This is a genomic window from Halobacillus sp. Nhm2S1, assembly GCF_019599545.1.
Lineage (GTDB): Bacteria > Bacillota > Bacilli > Bacillales > Halobacillaceae > Halobacillus.
The window spans coordinates 468,237-485,885 of sequence record NZ_JAIEZV010000002.1 but is presented as its reverse complement, the minus strand read 5'-3'; the positions used below and the strand labels follow the sequence as shown (position 1 = coordinate 485,885).

Sequence of the window (17,649 nt, the reverse complement as noted above, 5' to 3'; positions counted from 1 at the left end):
AACAGATTTTTACCGCAATATCGTCTCTGAAGAAACTAAATTTCGAAATGATAGTGAGGGAAAAACACAATTTCTTAGGATAATTTATTGTAAATTTTGTAAGGTCGAATAAAGGTGAAGATTAGGAGATATTGACTATTTCTACAAGGTACTTTATAACTAATATGAAAATATATTCCAGGAGGTGATAAAGATGAACTACGGGGGTCCCCCAATGCTGCCATTTTCATTAATGCTGTACGATCGTTACATTAATGATCTCGTGCAGAAATGGGGCGTATATACGAGAAAAGATGAATTTATTAGAGAAGGCATGAAGACGGCCTATCGAGTACACAGAGAAAAAGAAAATAGCTGTAATCAGGATACGATGCATATGGAAGTTTGTGGTGAAATCCACAAATCCCTACTTAATTTTTTCCCCGCAGATTAACATCATCCATGGAGCAACAAAGGAAAGAAGGCCGCTAGCCAACCACAGCGGCCTTCTTTTTTTATGTAAATGATAGGTGACCAGGTCATACAAATATTACCACCTACCGTTTCCTTATTAGGAACGCCTAACCAGGGTGAATTCTATTGATGGGAACAAATGGTGTACCAAGTCATACAGATATTTCCATGAGAGAACCCTCTTATTTAAATGTTACAATAATATAAGCGGATACATAGTTTGCTAGCCCTAAGTGTAAAAGGTAAAGAAATTGAAAAGATTTCTATCTAAATGCGCCGAAAAAACAGGAATTCAACCAAATAATGGCGAATGAAAGGACTAGAGAAGAACGAGTAGGAATCTATGTCGGGCTCATTCCCTGTCACTAGAAGAATTTCCACTCATAGAATAAAGACTTCCCTAAACTAAATAGTTAATGAAAAATAATCACGAAGGAGTGTTGTGCATGTGGAAAAATGATTACAACCGTTGGAAAGAATTTACCGAACTTGATGCCGATCTTGCATCAAAGCTAGAAGAACTTACATCAGATGAACAATCTTTGGAAGATGCTTTCTACAAGAACCTGGAATTCGGAACTGGTGGAATGCGCGGAAAGCTCGGACCAGGTACGAACCGCATGAACATCTACACGGTGAGAAAAGCAGCCGAAGGCCTGGCTACGTATGTCAACGACCGGGGCTTGTCCAACCGGGGCGTAGCCATTGCTTATGACTCCCGTTATATGTCCAAGGAGTTTGCGGTAGAAACCGCTCGTGTCCTCGGTCACCACGGCATTCCTTCTTACGTGTTCACATCTTTAAGACCGACACCGGAACTTTCGTTCGCTGTCCGTCACTTGAACGCAGCGGCAGGTGTGGTCGTGACAGCAAGCCACAACCCTCCGGAATACAATGGTTTCAAAGCCTATAACGAAGATGGCGGCCAACTTCCACCGGAGCAGGCGGAAATCATGATCGATTTTGTCAACAAAGTGGAAAATGAATTGAAAGTTGAAGCGGCTGATCAGCAAGAGCTTGAAGAAAAAGGCCTGCTTCGCTGGATTGATGATGAGGTAGATGCAGCATATCTGGAAGCATTGAAAGGCGTAACCGTCCAGCCGGATATCAAAAAGGATCTATCTCTTGTATTTACACCACTGCACGGTACGGCCCGTCATCTTGTAGAAAAAGGGCTAGAGCAAAGTGGGTTCACTTCCATCCACATCGTAGAGGAACAAGCAAAGCCGGATCCTGAATTTACTACTGTCGCATCCCCGAATCCTGAAGAACATCAGGCTTTCGAAATGGCGATTGAACAAGGAAAAGCGATCGATGCTGACTTGTTGATGGCCACAGATCCGGATGCCGACCGCCTTGGAATTGCTGTCCCGAATGAAAATGGAGAGTATGTCGTTCTCACAGGGAACCAGACCGGCGCGCTTTTATTGGATTACATTCTCGGTCAATCTGAACAATTGCCGAAAAACGGTCTACTGATTAAAACGATCGTAACGTCTGAGTTCGGACGCGTCATCGCAAACGCTTACGGTATCCGTTCCCTCGACACGCTGACAGGCTTTAAGTTTATCGGCGAAAAGATCCGTGAATATGAACAGACCGGTGAGCACACATTCATGTTCGGCTACGAGGAAAGCTACGGCTATCTTGTAAAAGACTTTGCACGTGATAAAGATGCTGTGCAAGCAGCTGTTCTTGCAGCAGAAGTCGGGGCGTACTGGAAGAACCAGGGCAAGACGTTGCTCCATGCTCTAGATGAGTTGTATGAAAAACATGGCTACTTCCTTGAAGACCTTCAGTCGATGAAGCTTGAAGGAAAATCAGGAACGGAACAAATTAAAGCCATTATGGACGACTTCCGTAACGCAGATATTAAAGAAGCGGGTGGTAAGAAAGTCGTTGCCATCGAAGATTACGCAACGACCATTCGTAAACATGTCCAGGATGGAACGGAAGAAGAAATTGATCTTCCGACGTCCAATGTCGTCAAGTTCATCCTTGAAGACGATTGCTGGTTCTGCCTGCGCCCATCGGGTACAGAACCGAAGATCAAGTTTTATTATGGGGTGAAATCCGGCTCAAGAAAAGAAAGTGAAGAGCTACTGGCTGCAGTAAAAGCAACCGTAAGCGAACGCTTGCATGCGCTTATCTAAAACACAGAACCTCGATCCGTTTCTCACGGATCGAGGTTTTTTCATGAACCTATGTTAAGTGGCTATTCCGCTTAGTCAGGAAGTATCTATCCTCCCTATCCTTTACGCCCCTTCCTTCGAAAAAGCCACCCCAAGCCCATTCCAGATAAATCGCTTTCATTTTGTTGACAAATACGTAATAATGGAATAAAATACTGAAAATTCAGATTTAATGAAAAAAGGGGTGGGCCCATGTTGAACATAAAAATGCTTAAGCCATACTATGTTAAAGAAGACAAACGCTTCATTCGAGTCGTTCTAGCCTACCAGTACTTTTCGCTATTCATTGATAACGAGTTGTATCAGTTCATCCCGGTGGAATCAAGAGAAATTATAATCGACCGCAATCGTCAACGGGTGCATAACGTTTTCGATATATTCGTCTTTCAACGGGGCAAGAAAATGGTGTATGTTTCTGTCTCCGATTTACTGCAACTGCCTGAGTTTCTCAAGCACCTTCATACGATTGTGTCGCCGTATTATGAAGAGGGGATCGAAATCAGTCAGCAATCATCTAAAGAAGTGAAGGAAATCATCCGTGAATTAGAAAAAAACAACCTTCGACGCCTCATCGACAAGGCGATCGATCAAAATGATGAAGACGCCTTTCGTCTTCTCACTGAAAAATGGAATAACATGTACACGTGATTACAACCAGGTGGGATTTATCCCACCTGGTTGTTTATTTCCTATACTTTATTCGCCAAAAAAATACAACATATTTGATGGGAAAATCAAAATTTATATGAAATAAATGAAAAATATATGAGTATTGTACAAATTCCATTTCTATCCATCCATTATAATGGTACTAAGAATAAGGACAAGGAGAGCTCAGTGATCCAGATGTCACCGTTCACATGTTCAACTCATCGAATTGATCATTAGGGGAGGGTAAGTGGATGGAAAAGGTACCTAGAGAGAAGTTGGATAAAGAGTGGGTTTCTTTATTAAAAGAAGCCAAAGCCTTGGGGTTAAGTACGGAAGAGGTAAGAGATTTTTTGAAAAATCATACGAAATCAGCGAAAACGGTCTGACACCCTTTAACTTGAAAGGGTGTCCTTTTTTTGACATGATAGAAGTAATGAGTAAAAAGCAGGGGCAGAAAGAGGGGTCCTTATGACCAAATATGAGCTGATAAACTTACTAAAAGATTGTTCAATTGCTATGAACATCCCCGTTTTATTGTTCAATGAACGCAATAAAATGGTCTATTGTTTCCCGGATAGTTTTCAGAAGCCGCCTAAAGTGCTGAGAGATATACATAAAAGTTACATTGATGAAAGTAGAAAACAGCCGTTCACCATGCAGTTGTACACCGATCACTATCACCAACATCTGCTCTTATACCCGTGCATGGATGACGATGGGAAGGACTACGTGGTAGGGATAGGACCGTTCGTCCAGCAAGAAGTGCTTAGAAAACATGTGAGGATGAACCTTGTCATGAACGATTTGGACTCCGATTTGGAAGAACAATTCGTTGAATATTTTGATCAACTTTCGATGATCAATCAGGTGCAGGTCAGCGCCCTCAAACGGGTACTTAACCAACTATTACCGAAGCGGAAGAAAATGACCAGCCAAGGTTTTTCACAAGAAAGAATGCGAAAGGAATACCAATCCTACACCCAAACACTTCCTTCTTACCACAAAACAGTGGCATCTAAACAAAGATTTACCGAACTATTTAAAAATGGTGATGAAGAAGCGGTTGAAGAGTATCAAGGACTAAGAGAGAAAATCATGGCCGCCAAGGATGTTCGTCAGCATAAAAATCAACTGATTCGTTGGATTTCTGAATTAAGCTATTTATGCATGGAAAAAGGAGCACCGCAGGATGAAATTGATTCGCTGTGCGATTTCTACATTAATTTCTTAGAAGCTAGAGAAACCACAGAGGATCTGAAATTCTTGGAAATGAATATCCTTCAATCTTTTTTGGAACGGATGAGGAACAGTAAGAACCGTCGTTTGCACTCCCCTTTAGTTGAAAGAACACAGCGGTATATCTTTCAAAACTTAACTAAAGATTTGAACTTAAAGGGGATTGCTGAAACCCTCAATGTAAACCCGAACTATTTATCAGGCGTTTTCACGAAGGAAAAAGGGGTTTCCATCACGCAATTCATCAATCAGCAGCGAATAAAAGAAGCGAAAGAATTGTTATGTATCACCCACCATTCTCTCATGGATATCAGTATCCTGCTTGGATATAACAGCCAAAGTTATTTTACGAGAGTGTTTAAAAGTATAGTCGGTGTGGGGCCGAAAGAGTTCCGCCAAAAATACAGAGTGCACGAAGAGTAAAGATGGACGAACGATCACCGTTCGTCTTTTTTTGTTGTCTAGGAATGAAAATTGACAGATCCCCCTTCGAAAAACCTTCACCCTTATCCCTACACTGTTTTCCAGATAGCCATCTAGTTGTTTTTCTTAACGTGTCTTTAAGAGTTCCTGTGGCCATGTCGTCCAACATGGACCTAAATATTCTAATGAGAGCTTCTTCTAGAGGATGAGAACACCTTTAATGCCAGAAGCGTTTCTATCCTTATCATCGCCTTTGTTCTCAAAAAAGAAATAATAAAAGAGGATGGGAGAGCTAAAAGAAGGGAATCAACTGGAATTTGTTCGAAATACTGAGAATTCACTGTTTCTTTTAGCGAAAAATAGTATTATAATATTCTTAATAAAGAACAATGGTCTGTCGAAATGAAAAGTCAAACCTATGACGAAGAAAGTGAGGAACGGTTATGACCCCTATCGGTGAAAAAATACGAGTATTGAGAGTGGGGAAAAATCTATCAGTTAATGAATTTGCAAAACAGTCAGGAGTGTCAAAGTCCTATATCAGCAATATTGAACGCGGGGTCCAGGCGAACCCTTCTCTTATTGTGATGGGGAAGTTGGCCAAAACGCTTGGTGTTCCGTTGGAAGAGTTGTTGACACACAAGTATGCACATGTTGAAGAAGATAAAGATGCAAAGTGAATCTCTATGGAAGAGACAAAAACCAGCGATCAACGGCTGAAATATTCTTTTTTATGAAAGGAGGGGGAGCTTGAGAAACAAGACCATATTCACTAGAGAAGCGGCAAGGAGAAATATTTGCTCAAATCCTCTTCCATTTTTGTTGGATCCATCCGAAGAATCACTAAAACTGAATTCAATCGTTTCCCATTATTCCCAGTTACGTTTAAAAGCAGGTTGGAACTTGTTTAGACGGAGCGGACAGATTTATGCTGAAAATGAGGGTGTGGAAGTAGAGGAACCGGATTGGATGGATGGAATTATCGGGGATGAATCGCCTCTTTCTTATTTACAGGCGGCGGTTTGTTACCATCATGTAAAAGAATACAGTGACCAAAAGACGGATGTTATTCAGCAGGCAATCATTGATGACGCATACGTGAGGGAACTGGATTTGTTCAACCAATGGATGTTTGGGAAAGTGAAAAGAAGCTTTAACCCTATCTTCTTTTATGATTCCCTCCACCATCCGGCGGTCATCTTTTTCACTTTTCATCAAGAAGGCGTGGAAGTGATCCAGAAACATGTTCACAGGTTCAGTACAAAAAGTTACAAGCTGAAGACCCTGAGAAGGGCGTGGACGGATGTTTGATAAGCATCGTAAGCAAAGAACCTGACGACCGCCATATTTGGTATGTCAGGTTTTTTGCGTTTTCATTTAGGCTTATCAGCAAGAACCCACACGATTGAATTCGGGAGTTCATATTATATTCTGACATTTTCATTTAAATATGTAGAGAAATAGTATAAGATAAGAGAATGATTTAACATATTTCCCCGGAAATAATCATTTTTTGAAACTTTTTGTGTGCTGTTACGTCTAATAGAATAAGAGATACATAGAACAACAGACAGAAAAAGTCGTTTAGTGACGAACGTTTAAGTAAATAGAAGACATAAAGGAGATTAGAGAAAAGGTGGGGAGCATGGATAATTTAAAAGACGTACTGCAAAACATTATTCAAAAGACGGAAGACGCCGAGTTGTTAACTTCTAAAGAAGTCATCGATCATTTAATCGAACAACTTCAACAATAATGAAGGAACAAGCATCGCCACAGTGGACAAGGTGTGCGATGTTTTTTGTGCGTTGATGTACATAACGGACCTCTATACCTCCATCTATCTATGTTATAATTTTAACCGCTCAGAGGAAACTTAAGATGTAAGTGAGGATTATTATGAATATCTATGTAGACATTATGATTGCTATAGTTTTGTCAATGGCTGTCAGTTTCATTCTTGTTTTTCCGGTTATGAAACTTGCAGTGAAGTGGAAAATGATGGATTACCCAGAAATGAGGAAAATTCATAAGGAAATCACTCCGAGAATGGGTGGACTTGCCATCTTTGGAGGGGCTGTGGCTGGTATGCTTTACATTCGCCCGGATCTTCCTTATCTCATTCCTATTTGTATAGGGGCATTTATTATCGTTCTTACTGGTCTCCTGGATGATCGCTACCAGATTCGACCTTTATTCAAACTATTAGGCCAAGTGGCTGCGGCAGGCGTTCTCATTTTTTCTGGTTTGAAGATTGATGTCTTGAGTATTCCATTCATTGGGATGGTGTCGTTAAGTGACCCCATCAGCATTATCTTTACGTTCGTTTGGATCATTGGAATTACCAATGCGATTAACTTGATTGATGGATTGGACGGGCTGGCCGCTGGTGTTTCAACCATTTCATTGATCAGCATTGCCGTAATGGCACTCGCAATCGAGCCTCAGGTGGCGATCGTGTACTTGTGTGTCGTCTTGATCGGAAGCAATATTGGTTTCTTATTCCATAATTTTCACCCTGCCTCCATTTACATGGGAGATACGGGTTCCTTGTTTCTCGGTTATTCCATGGCCGTCATTTCTATGGTCGGCTTGTTTAAGAATGTCACACTGTTTAGCTTTGTCATCCCAATCATCGTGTTAGCCATTCCCGTTTTTGATACGTTGTTCTCAATTGTACGGAGACTGATCAATAAACAGAAGATTATGATGCCGGATAATAAACATATTCACTATCAAATCCTGGAAGCGGGATTCAGCCATAGAACGACAGTCTTGATTATCTATGCGTTCAGTGCCGTTTTCGGCTTACTTGCGTTGTTGTTCTCTCTCACTTCTTTCGGGATCTCATTAATTATTACTTTTATCATTCTATTCTTACTCCATCTGTTTGCAGAGATGACAGGTGTGGTGTATCGAGGAAAACGTCCAGTGATCGGGTTGTTTTCTAAGACACAAAGAGAAAAAGATCGGGATAAATCATAAAAGAAGCTCGTTGACGTGCGGCGTCAACGAGCTTCTTTTTAATAGGAGTCGACATCTCCAGGAGTGATAAACCATTGGTCGGCATTGTCCATCGTACTTAGTGAGGGATCAATGGCTTTTCCGACGAGTGGCATGGGACTGTCTTTATGAATGAAGCCGTCTTGTTTTAACGTGTTGGCGGCAAGAGTGTGGGGCAATGCCCAGGATTGAATCACATCTGAATCTTTTAATTCAGCGCGGGCAGCCGCTAACAGCACCGGCCATAACTGCTCATCTTCGGCAAGCCAATCCACGACCATACCGTTCGTAAAGGAACTGGATTTTTGATGGGTGACCACATACCCGATTAAGCGGCTGTCTTTGTAGATCCCAATCACTTTATATTGGTTTTCAGGGTGGTCAAAGTAACGGTAGTTTAAATAAGCGGCGTCTCGCACGACCAAACCCTGGGCCACTTGTTTTGATTTTTCGGCCAATTGGTCAAATTCTTCCTCACAACGCTTCACTTTTTTTACTTCATATCCATCGGTATGAAAGTTCGATTTTCTAAACAATTGAAGGATTCGATCCAATGGTTTGAAAAGGGCAAGGGGTGAGAATTTGGAAGCCAGCAGGTGGATCGGTTTCTGGATCAACATCCAGCGTGGCATGTCGGTCAGATGACTGGCTCCTGTGTAACGTAAAAACAACTCCTTCGCTTTTGGGGCAGGGAATCCATAAAGATAGTCAATGCCATCCTTTTCGGCTTCCGTAATCAGCGCATCATTCAGCTTTTTATAAATCCCTTTCCCACGCGCATCCGGGTCGACCATTGTATCGACACGAAGGCCTACTTTTTTCCTTTCTCCGTTCAAGTAGGCATCCGTCACCCACAGGCTGATATGGCCGAGAATTTGATTCTCTTCCTCAAACACAAGAATAAAGGGGCGTTCCTGTTTAGGGTTATCTATGAATTTCCACTGCCATGTAGCAAGTGGACGTGTATGGTTGAATGTTTTCTTGAAAAGGGATTGAATTTGGTCTTCGTCTCCCTTATGGTACCGTCGAACTGTCATCATTCGTCGTCCTTTCTTTGTAAAGCATACTTCATAAGAGTATATCAAAAAAATTCTCCTCCGCGCATGACCACTTCATTACAAGTTTTTGACTTTTCATTTAAGATTGGAAGGAAGAATAGCGCACTTGAAATGAATCAGATATAATGAAGAGTGGAAAGTATCGACTTTTTTTATTGGCCATACATTTATAAAATTCCGTTCTATGAATCCATGGTCGACAACCGTTCCGTTCCTACGTGAAGGTCTAATGACTTTCTACAAGGTTTGCCTTTTCTCAGTAAATGACGTTTAAAGAAACAACCAGGACGGGAAGAGGGAAGTGGATAAAAAATGTCGAGTTCAATCCATAAATGTGTCATTAATGACAGAAAACGTCATAAAGTTCCAAGTTTAACGAATGCTATAAAGAACAGAAAGAACGGAAAGATGAATAAATAAATCTTTTATGAAAATATATGTCTACGGAGTGTAGGTGCAAGAGAAAGGGAGTATTTGTTGTATGAAAAAGTCACTGTGTGTGGTTGGTTTAGGCTATATCGGTCTTCCGACTTCCGTCATGTTTGCGATTCACGGCCATAAAGTCCATGGGGTGGATGTCAATCAGAAAGCTGTTGAAATGATCAACGCCAAACAGCTTCATATAGAAGAGAACGGACTGCAGGAACGGTTAGAAGAAGCGGTTGATGCCGGGAACTTTAAAGCATCTATGGAACCGACGGAAGCAGATGTTTTCGTTATTGCTGTTCCATCGCCGATCAGGGAAGACAAAACAGCCAACCTGGATTATGTCCGTAAAGCGACCGAAGCCATTGTTCCTTTCGTTAAAGAAGGAAACCTGGTGATCCTTGAATCGACCGTGCCTCCACGGACAGTGGAAGACGTGATGCTGCCTGTACTTGAGAAAACCGGTCTTGAAATCGGGGAAGAGCTCTTCGTCTCTCATTCACCGGAACGCGTAATTCCAGGGAAGGTTTTTCAGGAGCTCGTAGATAACGACCGAATCGTCGGCGGGATCAATGGGGCGTCTTCTCAAATGACGAAAGAGTTGTACGAGTCCTTTGTTAAGGGTGAGATTCACCTGACGGACGCTACGACGGCTGAAATGGCTAAGGTCATCGAAAACACATACCGTGATGTGAACATTGCTTTCGCCAATGAACTCGCTATGATCAGCGACCGTATCGGCGTGAACTCCTGGGAAGCGATCAAGCTTGCCAATTATCACCCACGCGTTAACATTCACACGCCTGGTCCAGGTGTAGGGGGACACTGTATTGCTGTAGATCCTTGGTTCCTTGCAGAGCTTCAACCAGATCTTGCACAGATCATCCAATTGTCCCGCAACACGAACGACAACATGCCTGTGTACACAGCTAACCAAGTGGAGAAGTTGATGAAAGAGCAGTTCATCCAGGACCCGAAGGTGGCCCTTTTCGGACTATCTTTCAAAGCGAACATTGATGACCATCGTGAGAGTCCTTCCTTGAAGGTCATTTTAGAGCTCGTGGAGCGGGGGATCAGCTTTACGACCTATGATCCTCACATTAAGGAGAACATCGCTTCCAACCAGACGCAGGATATGGAAGAAGCTTTGGAAGGAGCCGACATTCTTGTGGTATTGACAGATCATGATGAATTCAAAGCTTTAGCCCCATCTTCTATTAAAGAAAAAATGAGCAACCGTGTTGTTCTTGATACGAAAAACTGCCTGAATCTCGATGACTGGAAAGAAGCCGGGTTCGTAACGAAGCGCCTCGGCGATTCCAAGAATGTATAAAAAGGTGACGATATGAAAGAACGGTTTTTAGGTGTGGATGTCAGTAGTCATTCATACGAACAGTTAAAGAAAAATGTCATAGACGACATCAATCATAAGAAACAGTCATTCATCGTAGCGATCAATCCGGAGAAGATTTTGAAAGCCCAGCAGGATGAGAACTTGAGGAATCTCTTAAACAAAGCCACCTATCAAATTCCTGATGGCGTTGGTGTCCTGGTCGCTTCCCGCTTGAAGAAAGGAAACATCAAGGAACGCGTAACCGGAATCGATATGCTGTTGACCCTTTGTGAACAAGCGGAAGAGCATGGCAAATCGGTCTTTCTTTACGGAGCGAAGCCAGGGATAGCAGAAGAGGCGAAAGAGGAACTGGTTCGAAAATACCCCGGGTTGAAGATTGCCGGTGTTTTAGACGGCTATGAAAAAGATGAACAAAAAGTCATCCAGACCATCAACGAATCTCAAGCCGACATTCTTTTCGTGGCCCTCGGCAGTCCGAAGCAGGAATATTGGATTGTTGATCATATGGATGAATTGAATGTGAGCATCTTTCAAGGAGTAGGTGGATCGTTTGATGTCATATCAGGAAGAATCAAGAGAGCGCCCGACTTCTTCCTTCGTTTCGGTTTAGAGTGGTTGTACAGGCTCATTGCTGAACCCTGGCGGATCAAAAGACAGATCAAACTCCCTGCCTTCCTGTTGAAAGTATGGAGAGATAAATAAAGAGAGCAGCTGCATCAAGCAGCTGCTCTTTTTTTTGTGTGTATGTATGTGCTTTATTCCAACCATCTACTTTATTCCCAACCAACGAGAATCTAGTACAATCTTTCCAGAAATGGCATGATACTTTTGTACGGATTCATGAAAATGAATAAAAGTTCGCAAAGGAACGGTTGTTAGTTACATTTTCGTTATATATAATTACATATTGTAATTCGTTTGACTAAATTCGACATATTCATACCACATAATTAATAAAATGATAAAAATTTCCGGGTGTGTTCAACAATCGACTTGAATCGTCCGATATTACATATAGGAAGAGATTCTTCTAATCTTTGAAAAAAACAGACAGAATCTGTGATGTTTCCATTGGGTGCCTGTTCAATTTTACCTTTTAAAATACCTGTCCAAACCTACCCTACAATTACACTACCCGATCTAAAGTAAACTGAAACTTACATAAACAACCCGAGTAAAACATCGTCGCATTTAATATGAACAGATGAGGTGGTAAGCGAGAGAGAAATTTTTTTTAGCTTGATTATTTTTACATGAAAACTATGAAATTATAACCCTATTAGGAGGCTATTATGAGAAAACTGTATATGTTGCTGTTCTTTGCACTCTTTACTCTTTTTGTGCTTTTCCCTACGGCGGAAGCGAGTGCAGAGAAGACTGTTGTTATTGACCCGGGTCACGGCGGAAGGTTTTCAGGTACGACTGGTTACTCTGGAGGATCTACAGGTTATTATGAAAAGCATTTTAACTTGGAAGTCGGAAAAAAACTTTACGATGCTTTGAAAGCAAAAGGTTACAACGTACATATGACACGCACCACAGACAAGCACTTTGCTTATGATCTTCATGATGATTTGCAGGCAAGGGTCGACTTTTCGGACCAATCAGCGAATAACGATCATGATAATGCGATCTTCCTTTCCCTTCATTCGAATGCACTCCCTTCGAACCCATACATGAGAGGTTATGAGACGTATTATTTTGACATGAGCAATATCAGCACGACTTATCCACCCTCACCAGAACAAATTGAATATGCTCCTGAAAGTAAGCGTCTCGCCCAAACGATGCACCGTCATATTCTGGATGGAACACCGCTTGGAGAAGGACGAGGAATGGTTCCGAGTAATTTATACGTAACAAGAAATGCCGTCATGCCGGCAGCTTTGCTGGAGTTCGGTTACATGTCGAACCCGACAGAAGAAAAGCTCATCAAAACGGATAGTTTCCAGGAAAAAGCGGTACAATCCGTGACCGAAGCGGTCGACAGCTATTTCAGCGTCTATGAAGTATTCGACCATGAAGGCGAAAAAGTCAAACTGACTTCTGAAAAAGAAGAAGCGATCAACCATGCCGAGAGTATGGGGAATGCGTATGTTTTTGATAAGTATGAGCAGAAAATCATTTATGAAAATATGAGTAAACGCTACGGCGTCTATCATAAGACCGATCAATCGAAAGACCGTCTGTTTATGTCTCGAGATGAAGCGATCGCCTTTGCGAAGAATTCAAGTGATGTAAGAGTCGTAGATAACGATCAGGGAGAAGTGATCTGGTCTGATTACTTAGCCAAAGCTTATGAAGTGAAGCACTCCTCTCAAGGTGTCTTGAAAGAGACACACAGCTTAGAAGAAGCCCTGGATTACGCTGGGGATTGGAGAAATACAGCTGTCATTGATAAAGAAAAAGATGAAGTGATCTGGAGCAATTATTTAAGTGAAGACTTCGAAGTCGTTCATTCAGCAAAAGGAATATTGAACACGTTCTACCGTGAGGAAAAAGCGATTGCCTATGCGGAAGAATGGAAGAATACAAAGGTCAGAAACCGTACAACAGAAGAAGTCCTGTGGGATAATACCTCTTCTGACTATCAGTATCTGTTCAACACATCTGAACTAGCCGGGAAAGATCGAATCAAGACGGCTATTGAAGTCTCCAAGAGTCTTTACCCGAACGGTTTTGATGGAGATGACGAACGTACCGTTGTTCTAGCGACAGCGTTTGAATTTGCGGATGCCCTTTCTGCAGGACCATTGGCAGCTGAGCTCGGCAATGCACCGATTCTACTAAATCGTGATGACCGTCTTGATCCTGCTGTAGTGGAAGAACTGAAAAGGTTGAAGGCAAATAAAGTGGTCATCCTTGGTGGTACCAATGCCATCTCAGAAAAAGTTCAAAATGAATTAAGCAGTCACGTTTCTGTTGAACGTATTTCCGGTAAAGATCGCATTCAATCTAATCTAGAAATCAACCAACGTTTGTCTGATGTGGAAGGCGTATTTGTTGCTTCAAGTACAAGTTTCCCTGATGCACTAGAAGCATCTTCTGTAGCAGCAGCTAACGGATGGGCGATTGTTTTGACAAACCAGGAGAAAATGACGGAAGAAAGTCTGCAGTTTCTTCATGGCAAGGAAGTAGCCATTCTTGGAGGAACAGCGGTTGTTTCTGAAGAAGTGGAAGAGACATTGATTGAACGTAACGGTGGGGATCGTGTGGTCCGTTTGTCTGGCATAAATCGTTACGAAACTGTAGCAGCGACCATCGACTATTTCAAAGACGACATGCGTTCGAACACGATGCTTGTAGCGACCGGCCGTAATTATCCGGATGCATTGACGGCATCTGCCATTTCAGCCCGCACGAAAGCGCCACTCGTTTTAGTAGGAGACGACTTGAATCCAGAACTTCAAAAAACGTTGAACTGGTATGGAGCTGAAAATGTTGTTCAAAACCTCCAAGTGATCGGCGGAGTCGTGGACAACGCTCAACGTGATGAAATCGCTGGTTACCTCAAATAAGAAAGCATCTTGGATACAGCAAAGGAGAGGTGTCGATGAAGAAACTGTTAACCATCATGCTGTCCGTCGCTTTTATTTTAAGCGCCTGTGCAGCAGATGTGGATCCGGAAAACCTGGAAAGCGACCAGGCCGATCAGGGAACATCTGAAGAACCTGCAGAAGCTGAGGAAGCAGAACAGCCTGAAAATGTAGAAGATGAAAACGAAAGCAAGGAACAGGAAGAAAGCACGGATTCTGCAGAGCCAGAGGCGGAGGAAGATCCCACAGATTCCGGCGAAGAAGCAGCGAGCGAAGATTCAGCTGAAGACACAGAAGAAGAAACGGTCGAAGCTTCAGGGAATGAAAGTGATTCTGAAGAAGAAACAAAAGAAGAACAGACGTCAAACGTTGGCTTGAAAGCTTACATGCCAAAAGAGCCAATGACGAAGACGTTTATGCAGAATGATGAATTTGAAGCGGTTTATGAAGTTGTAGATATCCAGGGGGATTATGTTCAACAGGTCATCACTTTCGGAGATATGATCACACTTCAAGTCTTGGAGTGGACAGAAGGTACGGTTTCCGTTGTCTATGAAGAGTTCAACCCAGAAGAGACAGCAAGCATGCTGGATGGATTCGAGCCGGTGGAGACGGTAAATGTGCTGATGGATGTGACGCAATCAAGCCAATCCGATAGTTCATTTAAGCTCATAGATGAAAATCAGACAACGTCTACACCCGTACGTGATTTTGAAAACGTGTTGGTTGTACAGAAGATAGAAAAAGCGGATTCATCCGGAGCCGAAGTCCGGTCTACGTTCCACTATGCCCCTGACTATGGATTGATTAAAGAAAAAGTCGAGGACAAAGGCGAGAATGGGTACACCATGAACTCCGAATTGATAGATATTAAGTAACTATGCAAAGGACGGTATGAATGTTAAGAAAATTGATTACTTCAACTTCCGTGTTATTAGCCACAAGTCTTTTGCTTCCTGCAGCGATCAGTGCCGAACAATCGGAATCATGGGTCGTAGAGGAGAGCAATGAATCGATTCAGTTGAATGAAACGATGGATGTAAATGTCGTTAGAAATGAACTGGAGACGACGATTCAAATTGAACAAAATGGACAAACAGTTATAGAAGAAACGGAACAACTGGCTGAAGTCACGGATGTGCATTATGTCGGTGAAGAATCTCTCGTTGTCGTTTATAGGGCCGGAGGATCGGCCAGCAGCTTGTATTTTGATGTGTACGACATCACCCAGGCTGGAATAGAAAAAGTCTATGAATCTCAAAGTTATGATCGAGCTACGATTGATTTAAACGACAATCAACTAGAGATCTCCTATCCTGAATATGATCAGGATGACGTCAGTACAGAGCCATCGGCAATGTTGAATGATGTTTACACCATTGGAGCAGGAGAAGTGGCGAAAAAAGAAGAGCAGGAGAAGTTGTCTGCTCAAAGTACGGTTACGACCCAAAGCACCACAGAAGTGGATGAGAAGTATGAAAATCCAAGCTATGCAGAGATCAACCGCATGCTCACAGAAGAAGCCAAGAACTTCGACATCCCTCCTGAAATTGTCAAAGCAATCGCTTTCCAGGAAAGCGGATGGCAGCAATACTGGGGGCCGGATCGAACGCCTGTCGAACATTATGAAAACCAATGTACAGAAGAGAAAACCCGTGGAATGGCATGGGATGGAACCAACCTGAAACTCGGCTATGATTGTATCGGGATCGGCATCATGCAGGTCTCTGACTATCGATTCATCACGGATGATCAAAAACGTCAGGAAGAAATTACGAAACTGGCGACAGACATCCGTTACAATATCCGTGAAGGTTTGAAAATCCTTGAAACGAAGTGGAACTACGCTGACCACGATTTGATTCCAACCGTTAACAGTGGGGATAGAGATGCGATTGAGAACTGGTACTTTGCCATCCTCGCTTATAATGGTCTATCCCAAAGGAACGACCCGATTGCCAACGGATATATCGCGTATCAAGAGAAAATTTTCAGCCGGATCAAGAGCTATGGATTACTGAACCTGACTCCATTTCCGACACACAAACTGAACCCGGATTCAGATGGGCTGCTTTCTTTCGGTGTCGATAATGTAGACACAGAGGGACCTGTGCACGCGTCCAAGCATTATTTCCGTCCAGGAGAGAAGGTTTATGTAACAGCAGGTAGTTTGAATCTGCGTCAATCTCCGAATGGCCTGGTCCTTACCGGACTTTCCCAAGGGGACGCCGTGACGATCACAGATGTTCCAGTAGGCTCAGACAGCAATACCCAGCACTGGATGTGGTACCCGGTTGAAACAGCGGGTGGCGTAAAAGGGTATGTGGCATCAAGCTATTTATCCAACAAGCAGGAACCGAACGCTTACCGCCTTTCAGGGATTAACCGTTATGAAACAAGTGCAGCCCTTTCAAACTTTGGTTGGCACTGGAACAACCCTGACGTAGCCGTAATCGGCCGCGGGGACCTGCCGATCGATTCATTGACAGGAAGCGTCCTTGCTTCTTATTACGATGCTCCGCTCCTTCTTACTCAGACAGATCAACTGCCTGAGACGGTGAACAAAGAATTGAAGCGGATGGGTCCTTCGAAGATTTACCTGCTTGGAAGCGAAGCTGCGGTTTCTTCTACTGTCGAAACCCAATTGAAGAATGAATATGGCGACGGCAATGTCGTGCGTCTGTCTGGTAAAACTCGATTCGAAACGGCATATGAAGTCGCTGATGAGTTGAGCAGCAATATTAATGTGGATGAAATTTTCATCACGACATCTGATGAGACATCTCCAGATGCTTTGTCCATCGCATCGTATGCAGGACAGGAAAACACACCGATTCTTTTGACACTTCCTTATCGACTGGAAGACCAGATCGTGAAGTTCATCGAAGAACATGGAGTCGAAAAAGCAACGATTATCGGTGGAACAGGAGCCGTTCACAACAAAGTTGAAGAACAGCTGAAATCCGTAGTGAGTCAAGTCGAGCGTGTATCCGGCGACGATCGCTACAGCACAAGTGTTGAAATTGCCGATCGCTACTTCAACGATCGCAGGATTGAAGATGTATTTTTCGCAAGAGGTCAAGTGATTGTAGACGCCCTGGCAGCATCTCCAATGGCAGCTTCCTATGAATCTCCAATCATCCTGACAAGAACGGACAATGTACCATCAAGTGTAAGAAAGTATATCCAAGGACTGCCAATCAGTCCAAAACAATATTACTTAGGCGGAGACGCAGCCATTTCTGATGACACAGCTTATGAGCTCCTAAAAATCCGCTAACCACCCAAGAACGGCCTTCCTCACGAAGGTCGTTTTT

The 17,649-nt window shown here is 42.8% G+C and carries 14 protein-coding genes; 13 read left to right on the top strand and 1 reads right to left on the bottom strand.

Annotation, left to right across the window (positions count from 1 at the left end; translation table 11 throughout):
- The first annotated feature begins 193 nt into the window (after positions 1-193).
- From K2225_RS08745 to K2225_RS08710, 8 genes are all read left to right on the top strand, one after another.
- Positions 194-433, top strand: a complete 240-nt coding sequence (locus K2225_RS08745; RefSeq protein WP_220584399.1) for a hypothetical protein — start codon at positions 194-196, stop codon at positions 431-433.
- Between the two features lie 466 nt (positions 434-899).
- Positions 900-2,606 (top strand): phospho-sugar mutase, encoded by a 1,707-nt coding sequence (locus K2225_RS08740; protein WP_220584398.1) that lies wholly within the window; start codon positions 900-902, stop codon positions 2,604-2,606.
- A gap of 231 nt (positions 2,607-2,837) precedes the next feature.
- Positions 2,838-3,293 (top strand): IDEAL domain-containing protein, encoded by a 456-nt coding sequence (locus K2225_RS08735; RefSeq protein WP_220584397.1) that lies wholly within the window; start codon positions 2,838-2,840, stop codon positions 3,291-3,293.
- 254 nt (positions 3,294-3,547) lie between these two features.
- A complete protein-coding gene (locus K2225_RS08730) occupies positions 3,548-3,682 on the top strand; it encodes an anti-repressor SinI family protein (protein ID WP_220584396.1) in 135 nt (44 codons plus the stop codon).
- A gap of 82 nt (positions 3,683-3,764) precedes the next feature.
- Complete coding sequence (locus tag K2225_RS08725) at positions 3,765-4,955, top strand: AraC family transcriptional regulator (RefSeq protein WP_220584395.1); 1,191 nt, start codon at positions 3,765-3,767, stop codon at positions 4,953-4,955.
- Between the two features lie 443 nt (positions 4,956-5,398).
- Positions 5,399-5,635: a helix-turn-helix domain-containing protein gene (locus K2225_RS08720; RefSeq protein ID WP_220584394.1), complete on the top strand. Its 237-nt coding sequence runs from the start codon at positions 5,399-5,401 to the stop codon at positions 5,633-5,635.
- A gap of 70 nt (positions 5,636-5,705) precedes the next feature.
- Positions 5,706-6,266 (top strand): hypothetical protein, encoded by a 561-nt coding sequence (locus tag K2225_RS08715; RefSeq protein WP_220584393.1) that lies wholly within the window; start codon positions 5,706-5,708, stop codon positions 6,264-6,266.
- 588 nt (positions 6,267-6,854) lie between these two features.
- Positions 6,855-7,940 (top strand): glycosyltransferase family 4 protein, encoded by a 1,086-nt coding sequence (locus K2225_RS08710; protein WP_220584392.1) that lies wholly within the window; start codon positions 6,855-6,857, stop codon positions 7,938-7,940.
- Between the two features lie 38 nt (positions 7,941-7,978).
- Here K2225_RS08710 and K2225_RS08705 read toward each other — a convergent pair whose 3' ends face one another.
- Positions 7,979-8,995, bottom strand: a complete 1,017-nt coding sequence (locus K2225_RS08705) for a GNAT family N-acetyltransferase (RefSeq protein WP_220584391.1) — start codon at positions 8,993-8,995, stop codon at positions 7,979-7,981.
- 502 nt (positions 8,996-9,497) lie between these two features.
- On the opposite strand from K2225_RS08705, the gene K2225_RS08700 reads away from it, so the two are divergent.
- The 5 genes from K2225_RS08700 (at position 9,498) to K2225_RS08680 (ending at position 17,612) form a co-directional block, all read left to right on the top strand.
- Positions 9,498-10,775 (top strand): nucleotide sugar dehydrogenase, encoded by a 1,278-nt coding sequence (locus K2225_RS08700; protein WP_220584390.1) that lies wholly within the window; start codon positions 9,498-9,500, stop codon positions 10,773-10,775.
- Positions 10,776-10,787: 12 nt separating this feature from the next.
- Positions 10,788-11,498 carry a WecB/TagA/CpsF family glycosyltransferase gene (locus tag K2225_RS08695; protein ID WP_146817402.1) on the top strand — a complete coding sequence of 237 codons (711 nt, stop codon included), beginning with the start codon at positions 10,788-10,790 and terminating at the stop codon, positions 11,496-11,498.
- Positions 11,499-12,088: 590 nt separating this feature from the next.
- The gene (locus K2225_RS08690) at positions 12,089-14,314 is read left to right on the top strand and encodes a cell wall-binding repeat-containing protein (RefSeq protein WP_220584389.1); all 2,226 of its coding nucleotides are present in this window, start codon (positions 12,089-12,091) and stop codon (positions 14,312-14,314) included.
- A gap of 35 nt (positions 14,315-14,349) precedes the next feature.
- Entirely contained in the window at positions 14,350-15,210 is an 861-nt protein-coding gene (locus K2225_RS08685) for a hypothetical protein (protein ID WP_220584388.1), read from the top strand.
- A gap of 20 nt (positions 15,211-15,230) precedes the next feature.
- A complete protein-coding gene (locus K2225_RS08680; RefSeq protein WP_220584387.1) occupies positions 15,231-17,612 on the top strand; it encodes a cell wall-binding repeat-containing protein in 2,382 nt (793 codons plus the stop codon).
- Positions 17,613-17,649 lie beyond the last annotated feature (37 nt).

Excerpts from the sequence above, each read along its gene's own strand:
- K2225_RS08745 (WP_220584399.1), top strand. The coding sequence starts at position 194 with ATGAACTACGGGGGTCCCCCAATGCTGCCATTTTCATTAATGCTGTAC.
- K2225_RS08740 (WP_220584398.1), top strand. The coding sequence starts at position 900 with ATGTGGAAAAATGATTACAACCGTTGGAAAGAATTTACCGAACTTGAT.
- K2225_RS08735 (WP_220584397.1), top strand. The coding sequence starts at position 2,838 with ATGTTGAACATAAAAATGCTTAAGCCATACTATGTTAAAGAAGACAAA.
- K2225_RS08730 (WP_220584396.1), top strand. The coding sequence starts at position 3,548 with ATGGAAAAGGTACCTAGAGAGAAGTTGGATAAAGAGTGGGTTTCTTTA.
- K2225_RS08725 (WP_220584395.1), top strand. The coding sequence starts at position 3,765 with ATGACCAAATATGAGCTGATAAACTTACTAAAAGATTGTTCAATTGCT.
- K2225_RS08720 (WP_220584394.1), top strand. The coding sequence starts at position 5,399 with ATGACCCCTATCGGTGAAAAAATACGAGTATTGAGAGTGGGGAAAAAT.
- K2225_RS08710 (WP_220584392.1), top strand. The coding sequence starts at position 6,855 with ATGAATATCTATGTAGACATTATGATTGCTATAGTTTTGTCAATGGCT.
- K2225_RS08705 (WP_220584391.1), bottom strand. The coding sequence starts at position 8,995 with ATGACAGTTCGACGGTACCATAAGGGAGACGAAGACCAAATTCAATCC.
- K2225_RS08700 (WP_220584390.1), top strand. The coding sequence starts at position 9,498 with ATGAAAAAGTCACTGTGTGTGGTTGGTTTAGGCTATATCGGTCTTCCG.
- K2225_RS08695 (WP_146817402.1), top strand. The coding sequence starts at position 10,788 with ATGAAAGAACGGTTTTTAGGTGTGGATGTCAGTAGTCATTCATACGAA.
- K2225_RS08690 (WP_220584389.1), top strand. The coding sequence starts at position 12,089 with ATGAGAAAACTGTATATGTTGCTGTTCTTTGCACTCTTTACTCTTTTT.
- K2225_RS08685 (WP_220584388.1), top strand. The coding sequence starts at position 14,350 with ATGAAGAAACTGTTAACCATCATGCTGTCCGTCGCTTTTATTTTAAGC.
- K2225_RS08680 (WP_220584387.1), top strand. The coding sequence starts at position 15,231 with ATGTTAAGAAAATTGATTACTTCAACTTCCGTGTTATTAGCCACAAGT.